Raw genomic sequence first — 20703 nt, forward strand, 5'->3', positions numbered from 1 at the left:
AAAACCCGTACAGCAAAACGCCCGGCGCCTGTTTACACAGGGGCCGGGCGTCTGGAGGGCGCGCGGTGGGCTTATTGCTCTTGGGTGACGCCGGCAAACTTGCTCATCAGGAAGCCGATGAACTGCTCGACGGTCATCTTCTGGCCGTTGAATTCGACCTGATTGGCCGCGTAATGCAGTTTGGTCACCACGTTGGTGCCGTCGGCGACAGCCAATTGCGAGCCGACCGCCATGCCGGCGAACATGTCCGCCGCTTCCTTGGACTGATCGACGATGGCTTTGGCGTCAGTCTGGCCATCGAGTTGCGCCTGCACGCTGAGCAGATCGACCAGCATCGGCTTGGACACCTGAATGTTCAGGTCGAGCAGCGCGATCAGTTGCTTGCCGAGTTGATCCGGCGGCAGGTCCATCGATTGCGGCTTGGTCAGGTCGATCACCAGATTGGCGCGGCTTTCACCGTTGGCGGTGTTGAACGACAGGTTCTCCAGCGCCAGCTGCGGACCGGCCGCCAGCAACTTCTGCAGATCGGCTTTGACCTGGGCGTTTTCCGCTTCGGTCAGATTCAGCTCCGGTGCCGGCAAACCTTGTGCGGCGGCCTCGGCGGCGGCTTTTTCATACGGCTGCAATTTGGTCTGGTAGATCTGCATCAGCGACATGGTCGACGGAATGTCGAGGTTCTTCAGGCTCATGGCCATGGCCGCCGAACCGACTTTTTTGTCGTTGAGCGTCACTTCGCCGATTTTGTAGTCGGCACGCCCCGAGGCGTTGCTGCCGCTTTCTTCGGTGCGGTTCTTCATTTCGAAGTTCTTCACGCCCAGCACCATCGGCTTGGCGCCGAAGGTGGTTTTGCTGCTGGTCACTTCCAGGGTGTTTTCCCCGGTGTAGTAGCCGTAGCTGCTCTTGGCGAGGTTGCTGGCCAGGGTCAGACCGTTGAGCTCGACCTGCACCGGCGCCTGGTCTTCCGACACGGTGACCAGTTTCAGATTGTCCATGTAACCGTCGGCCTTGACCTTCTGCGCCTGGGCGCTGGCGGCGATGTCCATGCTCAGACCGGAAAACTTCAGGCTCGACTGCTCATCCAGCGCAGTTTCGAACGGCACCAGATTCAGAGTGCTGGTGGTCGATTCGTCGTAACCGATGTTGGTCACGCCCTTGAGCGGCGCGGCGCCGTTGGTGGCGGCGAACCATTTTTCCGTGGACGGGCTCTTTTCCAGCTCGTAGTTGCTGGTGGCCATGACCGGCAGCCACTTCAGCGAAACCAGACGCGAGAACGGCAGCGGGCCGTGTTCGATGTGGTCGACGAACAGCAGCTCGACCGGCGCATCACCGAACATCTCGCCCTCGCCCTTGAGGCGATAGTGCGCGGTGCTGGTGAAGGTGTGGCGTTCCAGCGACACCAGTTCCAGCGACGCGGTGCCGTTGGAGCCGGCCATGGCGGTCTGCAACTCTTTGTTGGCGTTGGTCACGGCGTTGTTCAGCACGCCTTCGATCTTGGTCCCGGTGTACCAGGCCCCGCCTGCGCTGATCGCGCCGATGGCAACAACAATTCCGAGAAGCACGCCTGCTGATTTATTCATGAATGACCTGATCGGTTTCCGTGGCTGTGGATGAAGTCGTCTTCCTTGAACCCGGGATCGGGTCACGGCTCGACTGTGCAAAAGTGACGGGAAGGTTAGCATCCGCCACTCGGAGTGGTTGGCTTTTTAATCCGGCCATACGGCTGTGCCGGTCATACCGAAACCTGAGACGGTTTTGCCCCTAAAAGGTGCCGCAGGTCCTTCATGCTGTCCTGAATCATTGCCGACGCAGACTGGCCGTCATAGCGGATGCTCGATTCGTAATAGCTGTAAACGCTGGATGACTGACGCACCGAGGAAAGCCAGTTGAACGATCCCACGGCGAGCCATGCGTCATCCACCAGAAGCATCTTGCTGTGCACACTGCGCACCTGCGTGTTTCTGAACTTCGCTCCGGCCTCTTCAAGCAACCGGACACACTCTTCGAAAGCTTGCGCTTTTGTCGGCTCGGCACTGCACAATTCACGACTGCTGATGACCACGACGCTGACGCCACGGGTGCATGCCTCGCGGATCAGCGTCGGTACCTGATCCTGCCTGATTGCATCCTTCGTAAGATAGGGAGACACGATGATCAGACGCTCTCGGGCGCTTTCGAAGGCTGATCGCAGGGTTTGCCTGTGACTTTCCAGATCGCTGATTTGCTCGGTGAAATACGGGTTATAGGCCGGCACCAGCCATTGCAGGGGGATTCCCTTGAGTTCATTGCGCTCGTCCTTGAACAAATGCCGGCCGAGAATCGCCGACGGGGTTGTTCCGACCGGGTTGAAGAGGTTCATGTTGCCAAACACCAGAAACGCGTCTTGTGCCCGAGAGATAGCAACGTTCAAAAGAGAACCTGCATCCTTGTCGAAAAAAGGCGACCCGGGTTCGGTATCCAGACCATAGGTCGGTGAAAATATAATCAGCCGGCGCTCAGCGCCCTGCAGACTGTGAACGGTGCCTACCGTTATGCCATGTCCGGCACCGAGACTGTGATCCAGCGCCTGACGAATTGCCGAGGTCTGCGCCGCGAACGGCGTGACGACCGCCACCAGATCCTTGTAAGCTTTTTTGTCTTCGGCGAAAGAAGCCTCGATGCCTGCTCGATGTTCCTGCAACCAATGAGCAATCACCTGTGCCTCGACCTGATTGCGTCGGCTTTTACCGACACGTTGGTCCAGCCCCGTCAGGTGGACGTAGCCCAGACTGGGACTGAAACGGCGAGGGCCTTCTTCGCGGCAAGGCTGCAACAATTGTTTGTAAACCAGCTCATTGCAGATCTCGATGATTTCGCGCCAACAGCGACGATGCTCACTGAGGAACATGCCACGACCACGCCTGGCATGCTTGGTGTAAGGCGTAGCCTGTTGGGCGACCCGCATCAGATTGCCTTTTGAAGCTGATCTGCCCGATTCGCAAAACGCCTCCCAGCCATCGCCCAGCAGGCCGAAGTGCCGAGCATTGGCCAGATCGATCGAGGACGGCAAACCATGTACCGGGGCAATTTGATCGACGTCACCGACAACCATCGCCCGCTTGGCCAGCGCAAAGGCGGGAACGCCGATCTGGGAGGCGACCTGGCCGGCTTCGTCGACGATCAACAGATCGATGCAATCGAGCAAGGGAAGGTACTGGCTTTTCCAGCCACTGAACCGGTTTGGCAATGAATAAAGGGTGACCACGGAGCAAGGAAACAACTTGGCCAGACGGCGGTATTGGCGCTCGAGTCGCTCCGGCGACAGGGTGTCCTCTACTTTGGAAAAACGCGCAAGCGTTTGCTCGACCTCCAGCAGATAACGCGCTTCCCAGTAATGGGTCGCCCATTTGAACGCTTCAAATCGCAGCCCTTTGTCGAGTGCGTCCTGGATGACTGCGGTTTCAAGCTGCCCATTGGCGTCGCCGAAGCTCTCCAGCCGAGCGATTGTTTCGTTGAGCGTCGAGAGCGACTGGCGTGTCGTCGTCAACTGCGTTTGTAGCCGCTCGTGGTTTTTCGAGAGCGCTTCGGCTTGCTTGGCCAATAGCGCATCGAAGGCTTCGCGGCTGCCGACATGATGGATCTGCGCTCCCAATGTTTCGCTGTGGTCGATGGCGACCCGAGCAAAGAAGACATCGTCGCGGCGGCTTCGCAGCGACTTCCGCCCGCACCAGGCCATGAACGTGACGAAAATGTTTTCCTGCTCTACGTGAAGCTTCCAGGCCAGCTTCAACTTTTGAACCTGCACCAGCGCGTCGGCAGCCCTCTGCAGGTCTTTCACGCCGCCGTTGATCGAACCCTCAAGCGCTGAGCGTGCGTGTGCCGCCATTTCCTGCGAGACACTCACTGCGCCGAACAGCGTATTGAGCGCGATCAGATCTTCAGTGACGCGTTCGATACGACTGCAGCAAGCTTCGAGTCGAGCATGAAGCTCGGTGGTTGCGCCTTCAAGCGACGGCTCGCGTAAGCGTCCCAATGCGTTTTGGGCGCACTGTAGAAAATGGTCAAGGGCCAGCGCAAAACCTTCGGCCTTTTCCACCAACTGAAAGTCATGCACCGAGTTCTTGCCCATACCTTTCAAGGCATGAACGGTGAAGCCGTGCATGTCGTTTTCTCGGCTTTTGGCAGGCAGGTACAGACCGTAACTCTCAAGCCCTTTGATCCACCGACCGGTCAATGGTCCATCTCGCTCCTTGACCTTGGCGAAGGCTTCCAGGATGTTGACGACAGCTTGATTGTTCGTCGAGGTTGCGACGATCAGCGGCGGCTCCTCTTGCGCCCTCGCCTGTTTGATCCACAGCGAAGCGATGACGCTCAACAACAGCGTGGTTTTACCGGTACCCGGAGGGCCATCGACGGCTGTCACCGCGTCCGGCAGGGAAAAAAAGTGCACCAGCGATTCACGCTGCGATGGCGACAGCCCATAGCGGCATTCCATTTGCCCCAGATGTTCAATCGAACCTGCCAACTGCTGCTCGGCCGTGAGCAACGGCTTGTCTGTGACAGGGTTGAGGAGAGTTTCGAGCAGATGCAGCGCGGCATCACTGTCGTGACGCAAATGATCGAGCAAGGTCTGGATGTGCTGCGTTGCACCATTGGCGCTGGTTGCAAGCAGAATCAGCGGGTGATTGAGCCTTTCGTACTGATCGACCTGAAGATTTTCCCACTCCTGCCCGCAGACCTCACGACAAAAGGTTCTGGCGTTGTAGACAAGACTGTTCCAGTCCGTCGGACGAGGTAGCCGGGCATACACCCGGTCGACGTCTTCCACGGTACCGACCGTAACCTGATAGGCACTTGGCTCAAGGAAGTTGCGTGGCGCAACGGGTCGCAGGTTTTCCGGATCAATGCTGAGCTTGCCGTTGCGTTGCAACAGGCCGAAAAAGAACAGTGGTGCGATGCATTCAGGCAGCAGTCTGCTTGGATGGCCATGCTCCGGTCGCAGGCCGAAGAGAAAAGGGCAGACGATGACTCGTAGTGGCCAGCCCTCATCGGCGTCGACCTTGACCGCGCGATCAGTTGAGCTGGATTTGGGTCTCTGCCCGTACAGCTTCTTGCAGCAATGGTCGGACAGCTCGCCGCGTATGATTTCGTCCAGCGTGAGCGCGCGCGAGGCCTGATCAAGCTCAGGCATCAAATTACAGGCGTCGGCCAACGCAGCGCTCAAGTAGTCGAGATGAACCTTTACATTCCCTTGCATCAGTTTTGCAGCCATCAAAAAAGTCTGCGGCCATTATGCCAGCAGGGTAGAAAAACCCCATCCTGGGATTTTCAGGAATACTGAACCTCGATTTCATCCAGCTGATGATCAAAGCTCTTCAGCCGAGCGGTCCAGGTATACACCAGCACTTCAAAGTCGCGATCGATCACCGCTCCGCCGGTGGTATCCGCCCGCACATCGCAGAAATCCAGCTGATAGCGTTCGCGGGCCATGGCCGTGGCGACGTCGGACAGCTCGCGGGCGTTGTTCAGCCAGTGCCAGCCGTCATCGGCGATCTGCTTGTCGAGTTCCAGGCATTGCTTCTTCAGGGCTTCGAGGCTTTTTTCCAGCGGCGTGCCGGTGAGCTCGCCCATGACTTCGGCGAAGGTTCGCCCGGGCTGCCAGTAGCTGCCCCAGAAGTAGCGGTCGAACACGGTTTCGACCCGGCGCAGGGCGACTTTGGTGTCCCAGATCAGCACGAGCATCCTGCCCCGTTCGAGCTGGCGCTTCTTGACCCGTTGCAGCTGAATCGAGGTCCACGCGACGACGACGATCGCCATCACCGCGATCAGCGCAACGGCGCTGTCGAGGAAGATCATCGCCGTATCGATCTGGTGGGCCAGCATGATCCCGTAGAAATACGTGGCCGAGAGCAGCACCAGTGCGACCAGAGCGCACCAGAAGCCGAGAGCGTAAGGGTTTTTCATTATTGGTTTCCCCTGGGCCAGCACGAGCAATGTGCATTGCAGGAGCGCTTGGCATGGGGCGCCCCTCCAACACTTCAAAGCATAGCAACGACCTCAGGGTTTGCTGGCGCTCGAGGTGTTCGTTCGTCCGCTTTCCCAGCCACCGCCCAGGGCGAGGAACAAATCGATCTGGCTCATCGCGACCTGGGTGTTGGCGGCGGCCAGTTGCGCGGTGACATCGGTATAGGTGCGGGTTGCTTGCAGGTCGGCAAGGAACGACTCGCGGCCGGCCTGGAAGAAGCGGTGCGTCTGCTCGGCGGCGAGCTTCGCCGACTGCTCGGCTTCGGCCAGCGCATCGCGGCGTTGCAGCAGCGCGCTGTACTGGGCCAGACCGGTCTGGGTCTCGCGGATGGCGTTGAGCACCACGCCGTCGAAATGCGCCAGCGCGCCTTGAGTGTTGGCCTCGGCTTCACGAATGCGCGCACGGGCGCCGTTGGTCGGTACTTTCCAGCTCAGCGACGGGCCAAAGCCCCAGCGGTTGGTCGACGGATCGCCGAGGTCATCAATGATGCCGACGGTGCCGATGGTCGCGCCGATGCTGATGTCCGGGTACAGCTCACCGGTGGCGATGCCGATGCCGGCGGTTGCCGCTGCGAGACGCCGCTCGGCCTGACGAATATCCGGGCGGCGCTTGAGCAGCGCAGCGCCGTCACCGACCGGCACCAGTTGCGCGATCTTCGGCAACTCGGCGCAACTGGCGGTACCTGCCGGCAACTGTTCGACCGGTTTGGCCAGCAGCATCGACAGACGGAACAGCCCCGCCTGACGCGCGGCTTCATAGCGCGGCAAGTCGGCGCGCAGGGATTTGAATTGGGTCTGCGAGCGGGTGACCTGGGTCTCGTCGCCCCGCCCGGCATCGCGCAGGCGCTGGATCAGCGTGGTGCTCTGCGATTGCAGATCGAGAGAGTGCTCGGCGATTTCCCGCTCTTCGTTGGCTGCGCAGACCTGGGTGTAAGCACGAACCACGTCCGCCACCAAGGTGATACGCGCAGTGTCGGCGGCGGCCTGAGTTGCATCGGCATTGGCTTTGGCCGCTTCGATGCCGCGCTGCAAGGTGCCCCACAGGTCGAACTGGTACGAAGCGCTGATGCCGATATCGGCAATGTTGGCCACCGGGACTTTCTCCGGCAGCAGGAACGCCTGACCGGATTCCTGCAAACGTTGCGCGCCCATTTTCACCCCGCCGCTCCAGCCACCAGCGGCCTCGGCTTCATCCACCTGAGCACGTGCCCGCGACAGGTTCGCCGCCGCTACACGCAAATCGGTATTGGAAGCCATGGCCTGCTGCACCAGTTGATCAAGGCGCGGGTCTTTATACAGCCGCCACCAGTCGGTCGGCACCGGCGCCGAGACAACCGGTTTGCCGGCGACTGCCAGCTCACCCTGAATATCCTTGCGCTGCACCGCCGCGTCAGTGGGCACCTGATAATCCGGGCCGATCATCTGACAGGCCGAGAGCATCACGCCCAACCCGGCGATCAACCAGGCCCTGCTCATGGCTGCGGCTCCTCATGCTGATCGTCGATGATCGACACAGTGGCGGTACGCCCGGCGATCATGCGGAAGTCGGCCGGCACCTCATCAAAAGCGATGCGCACCGGAATCCGCTGCGCCAGGCGAACCCAACTGAACGCCGGGTTGACGTTGGGCAGCAGGTTGCTGCCGCTGGTGCGGTCGCGGTCTTCGATACCGGCGACGATACTTTCGACATGTCCGCGCAACCGCGCGCGGTCACCGATCACGCGGATATCCACCGATTGCCCGACGTGGATGCCGTCGAGTTTGGTTTCTTCAAAATAGCCGTCGATGTGGAAGGAGTTGCTGTCGACCACCGACAACACCGGGCGCCCGGCGGTGACGAATTCCTGCGGACGCGGCGCGCGGTCGTTGACGTAACCGTCGACCGGGCTGCGGATCACCGAGCGATCGAGGTTGAGCTGCGCACTGTCGACCGCCACCAAGGCTTCGGCCAATGCCGACTGTGCACGGGCGACGCGCGACTGGCTTTCTTCCAGCTGTTCGGCCGGCACCAGATTGCCGAGGCCACGGTTACGCTTGGCTTCACGCTGGGCCTGGGCGAGGGTTTCTTCGCGATCGGCAACGGCGGCCTTGGCCTGGCGCAGGGCCAGTTTGAAGCGATCCTGGTCGATGCTGAACAGCACCTGGCCACGCTTGATCAACTGGTTGTCCTTTACCTCGACCTGCTGGATCAACCCGGACACGTCCGGGGCGATCTGGATGATGTCGGCGCGAATGTGGCCGTCGCGGGTCCACGGCGCGAACATGTAATACATCACCATGCGCCAGACGAGGACAACGGCAAAAGTCACGATCAGCAGGGTCAGAACCACGCGACCGATGGTCAGAAACGGTTTTTTCATGTCATCAGGTATCGACTGAGTGAGTCCACGCCGTACAGCAGCACGGCGTAGAGCGCCACGTTGAACAATGCCCGGTGCCAGACCAGACGGTAAAAGTGCAGGCGTTGCAGCACGCCGTGCACCAACAAAAACAGCACGTAAGTAATGCCCATCAGCACCAGCAGGGTCGGCAGGAAAATGCCGCTGATATCCAGATCACCGATCATAGGGGCGCTCCATCGGGCAGCGGTTCTTCGGGCTCGGCGCTGGAGACGAACTCGACGCCGGGCAGCAAGGCCAGACGCAGACCGCTCAAGGCGTGCAACAGGTGTCGACGGGTTTCATCGTCGCCCTGGCCGTTCAGCGCACGTCGGGTGCGATCAAGGGTCATCAGCAGACCGCTCGGTGCCGGCAGGCGTTCGTCGGCTTTGAGGCAGGCGCGGAAATACTCGCCAACCTCGCCCACCACTTGTCGCAGCAGGGCGTTTGGCACGCCAGTGACGCGCGGGGTGTAGGCAAGCAGATCGAGCATGTTCAGACCGACACGCACTTCGCGCATGGCGATACCGGTGTCCTGACCGGTCAGGGCCAGGCGCGGCAGGTGCTGCATCAGCCGATCAAGCAGTTGCACGCCCAAGTGCCGATGCTCGGCGAGGCTGGCTGGCTCGGTCATGCTGACAATGTCTTTCCAGCTGAATCGGGTCAGACGCTTGGCCGCGAGTTCGGCACCGAATGGCCGCGCCACCAGCGTCCAGATAAAAGCGAACAACAGCCCCAGCGGTCCAGCCAGATTGGAGTTGGCGAAGGCGAAAAAGTCAGCGTCGTAGGCGCCCTGAATACTGATGAACGACGAGGTATTGACCAGCGTCAGCAGCATGCCGAGGTAGAAGCGCGGCTGCACGGTCAGCGTGCCGACGCAAATGAACGGCACGGCAAACGCCAGCACCAGCATCGGGAAATCGTGCAGGTTGGGCAGAATCAGAAACAGGTAAAGGCTGGCAAACAGCACCGACATCCCGGTCCAGAAAAAGAACCGGTAAATCTGCGGCGCCGGGTCGTCCATCGAGGCAAAGAAGCTGCACGCCACCGCTGCCAGGATCACCGCGCTGCCGCCGTCCGGCCAGCCGAGCAGGATCCACAGCACCGAAGCAACGATGATCGCCAGAATGGTCGAGGTCACCGAGTACAGCATCAGCCCGCGATCGATGAACGGCGTCAACCGGCCCAGGCGCCAATGCCGGTACACCGCGCGCCAGCTGTCCTGGCGCTCGCACAGAATCGCATCCTGCAGGCTGCGGCAGTCCTGCCACAGATCGATGAACTCACCGAGGCGGTAGATCGCATTGGAGAACAGCAACTGCTTGCGCTCCTCCAGCGCTTCGGCGCTCGGTTGCAACGCGTCAAGTTGATCTCTGAGTGCTTGCCAGCGCTCGAGATTGGCGTCCGCGTGGCCCAGCCATTCCCGGGTCGCGGTCAGCAACGGCTGGAATTTTTCCACCAGTTCCGGGGTGCGCCGCTCGAGTGCATACAACGAATCCTCAAGGGCATCGATCACCGGCAGCAGATGAATCATGCGCCCGCGCAGTTCCTTGGTGTTGCGCACGGTTTGTGGCCGCGCGCCTTCGTGGGGCAACTGGCCGATCATCAACTCGAGGCTGTTGAAGTTGGCGACCATGGCCATGCGCAGCGCGGTGACTTCTTCCGGTTGCACATCGCGGCTGAGAAACTTCAGGCTGTAGCTCGTCGCATCGGCGAACCACTTGCTTACTGCATCGTTGAACAGCGGCGCCAGCCGACGCGGCCAGAACATCGCACCGACCACCGCAGCGACGGCGATGCCAAGGAAAATCTCTTCGGTACGCGCCTCGGCCACGTCCCACACCGCCAGCGGATTATCCACCACCGGCAGGGCAATCAGCGGCAAGGTGTAACCGGCCAGCATCAGCGCATAGCTGTTGGCGGTGCGCAGATGCAGGGACATGAACAGCAGAATGCCGGTCCACAACGCGATCACCACCACCAGCACATAGGGGCTCTGTACGAACATCGGCACGAACAGCACCGCCGCCGCCGCGCCCAGGAAAGTGCCCGCCGCGCGGTACAGCGCTTTGGAGCTGGTCGGGCCGAGAAACGGGCTGGAGACAATGTACACCGTGGCCATCGCCCAATACGGACGCGGCATTTGCATGAGCAAGGCGATGTACAGCGCAATCATCGACGCTGCAAAGGTACGGACCCCGTAAAACCAGTCACGGGCCGGCGGCATGCCAGTGAAAAAACCGTTCAAGAATTGACCACCACAGGCGAACTCGCCGCCTCAAAAGCCCTCAGTACCCGAAGCGTAGCTTCCAGATCGCTGCGCTCGATGCCTTCCAGCACCTCATGACGCAAGCGCACCAGCTCGGCCTCCACCGCTTGCACCAGCTCGCGACCGGTATCGGTCAGGCTCAGGCACTTGGCCCGGCGATCCTGCGCATCTTCGGTGCGACAGACGTAACCGGCATGGCACAGCTGATCGAGCAAGCGCACCAGCGAAGGACTCTCCATCCCCGCAGCTTGGGCGACTTGCACCTGACGCACGCCCTCACCCAAACGCCCGATCATCAACAAGGGCACGGCGCAGGCTTCGGAAATTCCATAGTTGACCAGCGTGGTCTGGCAGATCTTCCGCCAATGCCGGGCGGCCACCACCATGGCGCTGCTGATGTTCATCTGGAGACTGTCGAGGGAATCGGACACGGGATAACGGACACTGTTAGTTTGCTAACTATCAATATCGCATTGGAGGGGAATTCAGTCAAGTTTTGAAACAAATCTCCCCACGCTTGGCCGAGGCGTACCACGAGTTGGATTTGTAATTTTTCGAAGAAAAAATCTAATGCGACGGACAAAACGAAATTTTTTTTACAGAAAGGAGTTTTTTTTTACATCTGAGCCTTTTCGCGCAATTTTTTTTACATGCTGCGCCTCATGCCAGACGATACAGCAACTAATCCCACACTTTGGTGGCCCAGTCCGGTCACTCAAGAATCTCATCGACAAACATCGGCCACTTGAATAAAGCGGGGGCTCGTTCAACGGTTCCTGGCAGTATCGTAAACACTGCTGCGTTCGCGCTTGCCAACCGCTAGCACGGAAACTACGACTCGTTCGTCGATGACTTGGTAAACCAATCGATACCCCGAGGCTTTGAGTTTGATTTTGTAGCAGTCGGGCATGCTGTGGAGGGCGTCAGCCGGGATTCTGGGAAGCTTCAGCCTCTCACCCAGCTTCTTTTTGAACTGCTCCCGCAACGTATGACCCAGCTTGTTCCACTCTTTGTGCGCAGACGGCAGAAACTCAAGCTTATAAGTCATCCAGGCTTACCGAAATGGGCGTTTCGTGGAGGCGCGAACGAACAATGTCAGCCAGCTCAAGATCATCAAGCCGCTCCATCATTGCTTCATAAACTTCGGCCGGCACCATATAGCCCATGACGCGATTGTGGTTGAGGACAGCGACGGCCCCCCCATGTGCACCGTTCAACACGGCAGTAGGATTTTTCTTCAGTTCAGAGACACTGACAGCCATATCGGCGAGAACGCTTTGCATAATAAGAACCTCAAATTAGGACGTGATTTTGGTCTATTTATGCCATGTGGACAACTGTGGCGTTCAACGAGGATACAACTTCGCGATGATCACCCCACCCGCCCCTTACGCAACATCACATTCAACTGATCCACCACCTCCGCCCAATCCGCATCATCCAGAATCTCCTCGCGCAGAAACTGCGCCTGACCTGCCGTCCAGAAAAACGCGTCAGCCAGATGCAATTCCGGCTTGAGCGGCGAATGGCTGGCGATGAATTTGTCGATGCCGGTCGGATCGTCATCGAGGCCGAGTTGTTTGAACAGGGCCGGTAGGCTGTGCTGCGGATTTTCCATGATGCAACTCCTCTGCAATTCAGGTCCGGCGTTGCGCCGTTTGCTGCAATGGAGTTGATCATAGCTGGCGCTGCGGGTTCAGGGTCTGGCGACGTCAAGTGAGCCTGCGGCCAGTTGCGCTGCCGGATAGACCGACTGCCATCCGCCACCGAGCGCCTTGTACAACCCGACCATCGCCAGTGACACGCCGGTCGAGCTTTCTACCCATTGTTCCTGCGTGGCGAGCAAGGCGCTCTGCACGGTTAGGACGTTGACGAAATCGACCACGCCTTCGACGTATTGCTGTTGCGCAGTACGCAGGGCGATCCGGTTCTGACGCACGGCTTCGGCGAGGCTGTCGCGACGGCGCTGGCTGGCGTTGTAGGCGGTCAGTTGATCATCGATTTCATGCCAGGCACGCAGCACGGTTTGCTGGTAGGCGATCGCCGCTTCCTGCTGTTGGGCTTCACGCAGTTGCAGCATGCCGCGCAAGCGACCGCCGTCGAACAACGGCAGGCTGAATTGCGGGCCGATGGCAAAGGCGCGCGAGCCCCAAGAACCGAAATCGCTCAGTTGCATGGCCTGTGAACCGAAGTTGCCGGACAGGGTGATGCGCGGATAGAAATCACCCTTGGCCACACCGATGTTGGCGGTGGCGGCGTGCAGACGCGCTTCGGCCTGGCGGATATCCGGACGGCGTTCGGCCAATTGCGACGGCAGGCCGATGGCGACTTGCAGTGGCGACTGCGGCACTGCCGCGTCTGTGGATAACGCTTGAGCGAGGGCCTGCGGCGGTTCGCCCATCAGCAGACTGATCGCGTTGATCAGTTGCGCCTGACGCTGCTCGAGCGCCGGCAGCCGTGCCTCGATGGCGGCGACTTGCGCGGCAGCTTCGGCGACGTCCAGGTCGGTGGCCACGCCATCGGCCAGCCGCAACTGCGAGAGTTTCAGGCTGTGGCGAGCGACGTCGAGGTTCTGCTCGGTGACGGCGCGGGTGTTCTGCACCCCGCGCAGCTGAATGTAGTTTTGCGCGGTGTCGGCAAGCACGGTCAGCAGCACGCCGCGACGATCATTTTCCGCCACTTCAAGATTGGCATCAGCGGCTTCGGTTTCACGGCGCACGCGGCCCCAGACATCCAGCTCCCATGAGGCGGAGAAACCGGCATCCCACAGGTTGAAGGCCTCGTCGCCGTTATTTCCCGATGGATCGTTCAAGCCTTTGCCACTGTTGCGTTTGCGCCCGTAGCTGCCGCTGGCGGTGCTGTTCGGATAACGCTCGGCGGTGATCACTTGGCGCGCGGCGCGGCTTTGTTGCAGGCGGCTGCTGGCCAGTTGCAGGTCGAGGTTGCTGGTCAGCGCGCGTTGGGTGAGCGCGGAAAGTTGCGGGTCGTGGAAGGTTTCCCACCAGCGTTCGTTCAGGGGTTCGCTAACGGCCTGGCTTGGGGCGGACCGGGCGGGTTTGGCCCAGTCGGCAGGCTGAGGGGCTTCGGGTTTCTGGAAGTCTGGGCCGACGGTGCAGGCGGTGAGACTCATTGTGAGCAAGGCACTGAAGGTTAGCTGCTGCCACTGGCTTTTTCGCGAGCAGGCTCGCTCCCACAGGGGGAACGCATTAAAAAATGTGGGAGCGAGCCTGCTCGCGAAGGCGGCAGCCGATTCAACACCGATCATCGCTGCGTCACCTCGCGCCCGGACGCCTTTGAGCTGGCGGTATCAATGCTCGCCTCGACCGACATCCCCACCCGCAACCGCTCAGCCAGTGGCTGGCCCGGTTCCAGCACGATCTTCACCGGAATCCGCTGCACAACCTTGGTGAAATTACCGGTGGCGTTATCCGGTTTCACCGCCGCAAAGGTCACGCCAGTTGCCGGCGCAATACTCTCGACGCGGCCGGTCAGGGCTTCGCCACCGAGACTATCCACTCGGACTTGCACATCCTGCCCGGGCTGCACATCGGTCAACTGGGTTTCCTGAAAATTGGCCACCACGTAGGCCTGCTGCAACGGCACCACCGCCAACAGCTTGCTGCCCGGGGTGACGTAGGCGCCGACACGCACCGCGCGCTCGCCGATCATGCCGTCCTGCGGCGCAGTAATACGCGTGTAAGAGAGGTTGAAACTGGCAATCTCCAGCGCCGCCTGCGCGTGTTTCAGATTGCCTTCGGCGGCGTTGCGCTGGGCGGTGAGAATCTCGACCTGCTTGCGTTCGGCCGCCAGCTTCGCGGTCGCGGTGTCGAGGCGAGCCGAGGCCTGATCGATGCGCGTGCGCGCCTGCTGCGCGTTCTGCACGGTACCGGCACCGACACCGGCGAGGTGGTTGTAGCGGTTCAGTTCCTGTTGTGCGAAGGCCATTTCCGCTTTGGCCGAGACCACGGTGGCCTGCGCCTGAGCAATCAGCGACGCCTGCCGCTCCAGGGTCGCGTTGGCGTTCTGCAACTGCGCCCGCGCGACCAGGGTTTGCGCATCCGCCGCTTCCGCCGCTGCGCGCAGATCACGGTCATCGATCAGCGCCAGCAACTGCCCGGCCTTGACCTGCTGGTTGTCTTCGACCAGCACCTGCTTGATGAACCCGGCCACGCGCGGCACCACCAGCGTGTAGTCGGCGGAGACGAAGGCGTCGTTGGTGGTTTGCTCGGTGCGTTGGCCGAACAGCCCGGGCATTGCCAGATATACCAGCACGCCCACCGCCAACGCGGCAGCCACGGCCACCGCGAGTTTTTGCTTGGATTGAGTCATAAAAAACCTTCAGTTTCAGTACAGCGATCAGGTCGGCGCGCGCGGCGGATAAATCCGCGTCGGCAGCCAGAAAATCAGCAGGATCAACGCCACGGCAACGCCGGCCATGCACAGGTACAAATCGGACGAAGTCAGCACCACCGCCTGCTCATGCACGCGGTGAGCGAGACCCGGATCGCTGTGATCGGCCAGCGGCGAATTGCCGAGGCTGTCGACCAACATGGTCGAATGGAAATGCAGGCGCGCGGTGGTCAGCGCTTCGATGACGCCGGTGGCAACCACGGCAGCCAGGCCTTTGACGGTGTTGAACCACGCCGACGCGAAAGGCCCTTCCATCGGCGTGATACTGCCGGTCGACAACATCAGCAGCGGCAACACCGCCATCGGCTGGCCGAAAATCTGCAGCCATTGCAGGACGTAGAAATCGTCGCGAATCCACGCCGAAGTCAGGTGCGAACCGCCCAGGCAGGACAGCGCGAGCATGCTCAGACCAATGCCGAGCACCCAGCGGCAATCGACCCAGCGCAAATTGCACAGCGCTGCCACCAGCGGCAGCGCGATCAACTGCGGCAGCGCGGCAATGAGCATGATCGGCGCGGTTTGCGCCGGACGATAACCCTGCACCTGGGCCAGATAACTCGACGGAATCAGCACCACCGCCAGCAGCACGATCAGCACCCCGGCGAGGGTGATCAACGCAAACAACAGGTTGCGGATGCCGAGCATCTGCAGCTTGAAAAACGGAATCGGCTGCGACCACTCATTGATCAGAAACGCCACCAGCAGCAGCGAACCGGCACCAAGCAATCCACAGATCAGATTCGACTCGAACCAGTCCAGTCGATTGCCCTGCAACAGACCGATCACCAGCATGCAGATCGCCGGAAAGCCCAACAGCAGGCCCTTCCAGTTGAACGCCCTGAGACGTTCCAGCCGCAGCGGATCCTGGGGCAATCCGTAAGCCACTGCGGCCATCGCGATCAGGCACGGCACGATGATCTGCCAGAAGGTCCATTGCCAGCCGACGTATTCGGTCCACAGACCGGCCAGCGGCGTGCCGAGTCCCGGGCCGAAAGTCGCGGTCAGTGCGTAGCCGGCCAGTCCGTACAGTTTGATGTTCGCCGGGAGAAAGCGCAGCGCGACGGTCATCAGCATCGGCGGCAATGCACCGCCGGCGAGGCCTTGGAGGATGCGCATCAGCAGCAGACTTTCGTAGTTCGGGGCGAACGGGCACAGCACGCCGAGCAGGGTAAACAGACCGATGGCGCACAGTGTGAAGCGACGCAGCGAGAAGCTCACCGAGCACCACGGCGCGAAGGCCATGGCCGCGACCGACGTGGCCGTGTAGCTGGCGACCAGCCAGGTGCCTTCGTCGTAACCGATGTGCAGCGCGCCGCGAATGTCGGCGAGTGCGACTTTGGTGACCATCTCGTTGAGGCCCGAGACCAGCACGGCCAACAGCACGCCGACCAGACCAATGATGATCCGCGCCCCGAACACCGGTGGCGCAGCCGCCGTCGCCGGGCTGGTCGCGGCGAGAGGCGCCGGGACCGTCAGGGATGTCATGAATGAAAAGCTCCGGGGGTGAAATACCGGAGCATTTTAGTGAGGCTTGATGCTGACGAAAATTGACTTATTGGCAGGTTATAAGTGCATCAGACACAACGGTGAATGCCTATGTGGGAGCGAGCTTGCTCGCGAAAGCGGTGGACCAGTCGCCATTGAGGTGACTGATCCACCGCTTTCGCGAGCAGGCTCGCTCCCACAGGGATTCGATGGTGCCTGATGATTTACGGCTGTGCCGCCAGCCACGTTTCATCGCAGCAGGTCTTGAGGGTTTCACGCAGCCAGCGGTGGGCCGGGTCCTTGTCGAAGCGCGGGTGCCAGGCCTGGGTCAGCATCAGCATAGGCAGCGGAATCGGCAGATCGAATGAACGCAGTTTCAGGCCCAACCGCCGTACGCTGAGCAGTGCTTCTTTGGGCACCGGCAGGATCAGGTCGGAGTCGGGCAAGGCAAACATCGCCGCGTGGAAGCTCGGCGCGATCACCGCCACCCGGCGCTCCAGCCCCAACGCATTCAACGCCGTGTCGATCGGGCCGCGAGCGATGCCACGCCGCGACATGCTGATGTGGGAAAAACCGGCGTAGCGCTCAGCGGTGATTTCGCCGTCGAGCAGCGGATGGTTCTCGCGCACCAGGCCGACGAAATGCGTGGAGAACAGGTTCTGTACCTTAACCTCCGGCGTGAGCGGACGGGTGTTGCTGACGCTCAGATCGATGCGTCCTTCGCGCAGCGCCTCATCGTCGCCATCGCCTTCCGGGACGAAGCGCAATTCGCAATGCGGGGCGAGCTGGTCGAGGGTGTCGAACAGCTTGCCGCCGTAAACGCCGACGAAGAAATCATTGGCGCGGATGCTGAAACGTCGACGCAAGGTGCCCAGCTCGACGCTATCGGCGGAGCGAAACAGCAGCGCCGCCTGCTCGACCACATCGCGCACCTGTTCGCGCAGTTCGAGGGCTTTGGGGGTCGGTACCAGGCCACGCCCGGCGCGCACCAGAATCGGATCGCCGATGGCTTCGCGAATCCGCGTCAGCGTGCGGCTCATGGCCGCCGGGCTGAGGTTCATCCGCCGCGCCGCGCCGACCACACTGCCCTCGTCGAGCAAGGCATCGAGAGCGACCAGAAGGTTCATGTCCGGGAGTTGCATGCTGAGCACTCTTGGCTGATCTGGATTGATCCGGGCGCAATGCTAGCAGATCAAAAGATCGCAGCCTGCGGCAGCTCCTACAGAGGATGGTTTTCCCATGTGGGAGCTGCCGAAGGCTGCGATCTTTTCAGGTCAGCGCTGCATACCCCAGCGCTTCACCGTCACCCGCTCAAGGGTGGCAAACACCAGATTCTCCACCAGCAGACCAATCAGGATCACCACCGCCAACCCGGCGAACACCTTGTCGGTGTACAGCTCATTGCGATTCTGGAAGATGTACCAGCCCAGCCCGCCCTTGCCACTGGTTGCGCCAAACACCAATTCGGCTGCGATCAAGGTGCGCCAGGCAAACGCCCAGCCAATCTTCAAACCGGCGAGAATCGACGGCAGTGCCGCCGGGATCAGTATGAACAACACAAGGCGCAACCCCTTGAGACCATAATTGCGCCCGGCCATACGCAGCGTTTCGGAGACGCCGAGAAATCCGGCATAGGTGTTCAGCGCCAGCGCCCACAGCACCGAATGCACCAGCACGAAAATCAGACTGTTCTGCCCCAATCCGAACCAGAGCAGCGCCAGCGGCAACAGGGCGATCGCCGGCAACGGGTTGAACATCGAAGTCATCGTACTGAGCAGATCACGTCCCAACTGGGTCGAAACCGCCAATGTCGTCAGAGCGAACGCGAGGACAATGCCGATCAGGTAACCCTTGATCAGCACCACCAGGGATATCCACACCTTGGCCAGCAACTCGCCACTGAGCAGACCGTCGAACAGGGCCTGCGCGGTTTGCAAAAAACTCGGCAGCATCAGGTCGTTGTTCTGAATCCGCGCGACCACTTCCCAGATGATCGCCAGCACGATCAGGATCAGGCTTTTGCGCAACCAGCCCTGTTGCCACAGGCGCGTGCCAAGCGGCAATTCGCGCTCGACCGGCACTGCGGTCAGCGGCTCGAGCACGGTTTCGAATTCTTCACGCACGGATGATGAATGGCTCATCGGGTAGTCCTCCTGACCGCTCAATAAGCGATGCGAATATCGTTGAAGTCGTGATCACGTTCGGTCTCCGGCGCTTGGCCCTCATCGAACAGCAGACGATGAATGCGCCGCGCCGACTCCTGAAACGCCACGCCGCCGAGGCTGTGCAGGTCGTATTGATGGCTGTGCACTTCGGCGCGCACCCGCCCCGGATGCGGCGACAGCAAGAGGATGCGATTGCCGACCACCAAGGCTTCTTCGATCGAATGGGTGACGAACAGCAGGGTGAAGCGCACCTCTTCCCAGAGCAGCAGCAACTCCTCCTGCATCTTGCGGCGGGTCAACGCATCGAGTGCAGCGAAGGGTTCGTCCATCAAAAGAATTTTTGGTTGCATGGCCAACGCCCGGGCGATCGCCACCCGCGCCTTCATGCCGCCGGACAAGGTGTGTGGATAGGCGTCGGCAAACGCTGCCAGACCGACCTTTTCCAGGTAGTGCAGCGCACGCTCTTCGGCGTCTTTCTTGCTCAAGGTGCGCGAGGCCAGCAGCGGGAACATCACGTTTTGCTTAACGGTTTTCCACGGCGGCAACTGGTCGAATTCCTGAAACACGACAATGCGGTCCGGCCCCGGCGCATCGACGCGCTGGCCTTGCAAGCGGATCTCGCCTTCGCAAGGCTGGATGAACCCGGCGACCGCCTTGAGCAGGGTCGATTTCCCGCAACCGGACGGGCCGAGCAGGACGAAACGATCAGCCGGGTCGACGGCGAAACTGACTTGATGGGTAGCGCGCACCACCCGTTGCGGCGTGCGGTATTCGAGGCTGACGTGATCGACGGCCAGCAACGCTTCGCTGCGGGCGATCGGGTTGCTGGCCGCGTGGCCTGGCAAAGGGGCGTTCATGATCTATCTCCGGCAAATCAGAAAGGCGCGTCGCCCTGAATGGTCGTGCGATACAGCTTGCGGCGCAGATGCGCAGGGCAGCCGGCGGCAAGGTGGATCAGCGAGCGGTTGTCCCAGAACACCAGGTCATGCGGTTCCCACTGATGGCGGTAGATGTTTTGCGGCAGCACGCTGTGGGCGAAGAGTTCGCCGAGCAACTGACGACTTTCGTCTTCCGGCAGACCGACGATGCGCGTGGTGAAGCCTTCGCTGACGAACAAGGCTTTGCGGCCGTTTTCCGGATGGGTGCGCACCACCGGATGCACCACTTCGGCGACCTGAGCCAACTGTTCAGGGGTCAGGGTCGGGCGCCAGTTACCCTCGAACTTGGTTTCGCTGTAGCGCGCGGTATAGGAATGCGCAGCGCAACGTCCTTCGACCGCAGTGCGCAACGCAGCGGGCAAGTCGTCCCAGGCTTTGTGCATGTCGGCGAACAGCGTGTCGCCGCCCTCGGCGGGCAGCTCTTGGGCGTGCAGCATCGAGCCGAGACTCGGCAGCTCTTTATAGGAGAGATCGGAATGCCAGAACTTGCCGGCGTCTCCGAGACCGATGTTCTGGCCGTTCTCGATGATGTTGGAAACGATGAGGATTTCCGGGTGATTGGCCAAGAGGAATTGCTTGAGCACGTGGATCTGCAACACGCCGAAGCGGCGGCTGAAATCGATTTGCTGTTGCGGGGTGATCTGCTGATCGCGAAAGACCAAGACGTGGTAATCCAAGTGCGCGCGATGAATGCGCGCGAAGTCCTGATCATTGACCGGCCGGCGCAGGTCGAGGCCAACGATCTCGGCGCCGACGGCACCGCTGAAGGGGCGAATTTCAAAAACTTGTGGCGCGGCAGTTGCGGCGCTTTCGGTGGCAGTAGCGGCGGACATCAATCATCTCCCACGCACGGCGCGTTCATGGACGCGCTCGTCGATCAGACACTCACGCTGGATTGCGTGTCGGTTCAGGTCGTGCGGCGCGCCGATTGGTCGGCAGGTACGCAGGGAGATGACTTTATAGCTATAAGAATTGGAAACTAAATACCGTTAATGAATAACGATATGGCGAATGGTGAGGGGGTGGGTGACCATTTGCGTCACTTACCGACGAATATG

Annotated in this window: 18 protein-coding genes; all 18 read right to left on the reverse strand. The window is 60.8% G+C overall.

All coding sequences use genetic code 11. The features are described 5' to 3' along the window. Positions 1-71: 71 nt before the first annotated feature. The 18 genes from D8U61_RS23290 to D8U61_RS23375 all read right to left on the reverse strand — a co-directional run bounded on the left by D8U61_RS23290 (position 72) and on the right by D8U61_RS23375 (position 20478). On the reverse strand, positions 72-1577 hold the full coding sequence (locus D8U61_RS23290; RefSeq protein WP_016772258.1) for a YdgA family protein: 1506 nt from the start codon (positions 1575-1577) through the stop codon (positions 72-74). A gap of 152 nt (positions 1578-1729) precedes the next feature. Then, on the reverse strand, positions 1730-5248 hold the full coding sequence (locus D8U61_RS23295) for an AAA domain-containing protein (protein ID WP_130927720.1): 3519 nt from the start codon (positions 5246-5248) through the stop codon (positions 1730-1732). Positions 5249-5304: 56 nt separating this feature from the next. Then, the gene (locus D8U61_RS23300) at positions 5305-5940 is read right to left on the reverse strand and encodes an NADH:ubiquinone oxidoreductase subunit N (RefSeq protein WP_071174014.1); all 636 of its coding nucleotides are present in this window, start codon (positions 5938-5940) and stop codon (positions 5305-5307) included. 93 nt (positions 5941-6033) lie between these two features. Then, positions 6034-7476, reverse strand: a complete 1443-nt coding sequence (locus D8U61_RS23305) for a TolC family protein (RefSeq protein ID WP_130887563.1) — start codon at positions 7474-7476, stop codon at positions 6034-6036. Next, positions 7473-8360 carry an HlyD family secretion protein gene (locus D8U61_RS23310; RefSeq protein ID WP_016772263.1) on the reverse strand — a complete coding sequence of 296 codons (888 nt, stop codon included), beginning with the start codon at positions 8358-8360 and terminating at the stop codon, positions 7473-7475. Before D8U61_RS23310 ends, D8U61_RS23305 begins: the two co-directional genes overlap by 4 nt. Beyond that, on the reverse strand, positions 8357-8566 hold the full coding sequence (locus tag D8U61_RS23315; protein ID WP_016772264.1) for a DUF1656 domain-containing protein: 210 nt from the start codon (positions 8564-8566) through the stop codon (positions 8357-8359). Before D8U61_RS23315 ends, D8U61_RS23310 begins: the two co-directional genes overlap by 4 nt. Beyond that, entirely contained in the window at positions 8563-10626 is a 2064-nt protein-coding gene (locus D8U61_RS23320; RefSeq protein ID WP_130927721.1) for an FUSC family protein, read from the reverse strand. Before D8U61_RS23320 ends, D8U61_RS23315 begins: the two co-directional genes overlap by 4 nt. After that, the gene (locus D8U61_RS23325) at positions 10623-11051 is read right to left on the reverse strand and encodes a MarR family transcriptional regulator (RefSeq protein WP_016772266.1); all 429 of its coding nucleotides are present in this window, start codon (positions 11049-11051) and stop codon (positions 10623-10625) included. The genes D8U61_RS23320 and D8U61_RS23325 overlap by 4 nt, the downstream gene beginning before the upstream one ends. 362 nt (positions 11052-11413) lie before the next feature. Continuing rightward, the gene (locus tag D8U61_RS23330) at positions 11414-11695 is read right to left on the reverse strand and encodes a type II toxin-antitoxin system RelE/ParE family toxin (protein ID WP_122751862.1); all 282 of its coding nucleotides are present in this window, start codon (positions 11693-11695) and stop codon (positions 11414-11416) included. After that, the gene (locus D8U61_RS23335; RefSeq protein ID WP_041477418.1) at positions 11685-11930 is read right to left on the reverse strand and encodes a type II toxin-antitoxin system Phd/YefM family antitoxin; all 246 of its coding nucleotides are present in this window, start codon (positions 11928-11930) and stop codon (positions 11685-11687) included. Before D8U61_RS23335 ends, D8U61_RS23330 begins: the two co-directional genes overlap by 11 nt. Positions 11931-12019: 89 nt before the next feature. Beyond that, complete coding sequence (locus D8U61_RS23340) at positions 12020-12265, reverse strand: DUF2789 domain-containing protein (protein ID WP_125925865.1); 246 nt, start codon at positions 12263-12265, stop codon at positions 12020-12022. A gap of 78 nt (positions 12266-12343) precedes the next feature. After that, on the reverse strand, positions 12344-13912 hold the full coding sequence (locus D8U61_RS23345) for an efflux transporter outer membrane subunit (protein ID WP_177433362.1): 1569 nt from the start codon (positions 13910-13912) through the stop codon (positions 12344-12346). Next, a complete protein-coding gene (locus D8U61_RS23350; protein ID WP_076564925.1) occupies positions 13909-14976 on the reverse strand; it encodes an HlyD family secretion protein in 1068 nt (355 codons plus the stop codon). Before D8U61_RS23350 ends, D8U61_RS23345 begins: the two co-directional genes overlap by 4 nt. A gap of 27 nt (positions 14977-15003) precedes the next feature. Beyond that, entirely contained in the window at positions 15004-16542 is a 1539-nt protein-coding gene (locus D8U61_RS23355) for an MFS transporter (RefSeq protein ID WP_130927723.1), read from the reverse strand. 224 nt (positions 16543-16766) lie between these two features. Continuing rightward, a complete protein-coding gene (locus tag D8U61_RS23360; protein ID WP_016772273.1) occupies positions 16767-17684 on the reverse strand; it encodes a LysR family transcriptional regulator in 918 nt (305 codons plus the stop codon). Positions 17685-17816: 132 nt separating this feature from the next. Then, a complete protein-coding gene (locus tag D8U61_RS23365; protein ID WP_041477414.1) occupies positions 17817-18683 on the reverse strand; it encodes an ABC transporter permease in 867 nt (288 codons plus the stop codon). Between the two features lie 20 nt (positions 18684-18703). Next, positions 18704-19564, reverse strand: coding sequence for an ABC transporter ATP-binding protein (locus tag D8U61_RS23370; RefSeq protein WP_125925869.1), 861 nt, complete (start codon positions 19562-19564; stop codon positions 18704-18706). 17 nt (positions 19565-19581) lie between these two features. After that, positions 19582-20478 carry a TauD/TfdA family dioxygenase gene (locus tag D8U61_RS23375; protein ID WP_130902982.1) on the reverse strand — a complete coding sequence of 299 codons (897 nt, stop codon included), beginning with the start codon at positions 20476-20478 and terminating at the stop codon, positions 19582-19584. Between the last annotated feature and the right edge of the window lie 225 nt (positions 20479-20703).

It is taken from the genome of Pseudomonas sp. Sample_14 (genome assembly GCF_004307515.1).
Classification (GTDB): Bacteria; Pseudomonadota; Gammaproteobacteria; order Pseudomonadales; family Pseudomonadaceae; genus Aquipseudomonas; species Aquipseudomonas atacamensis.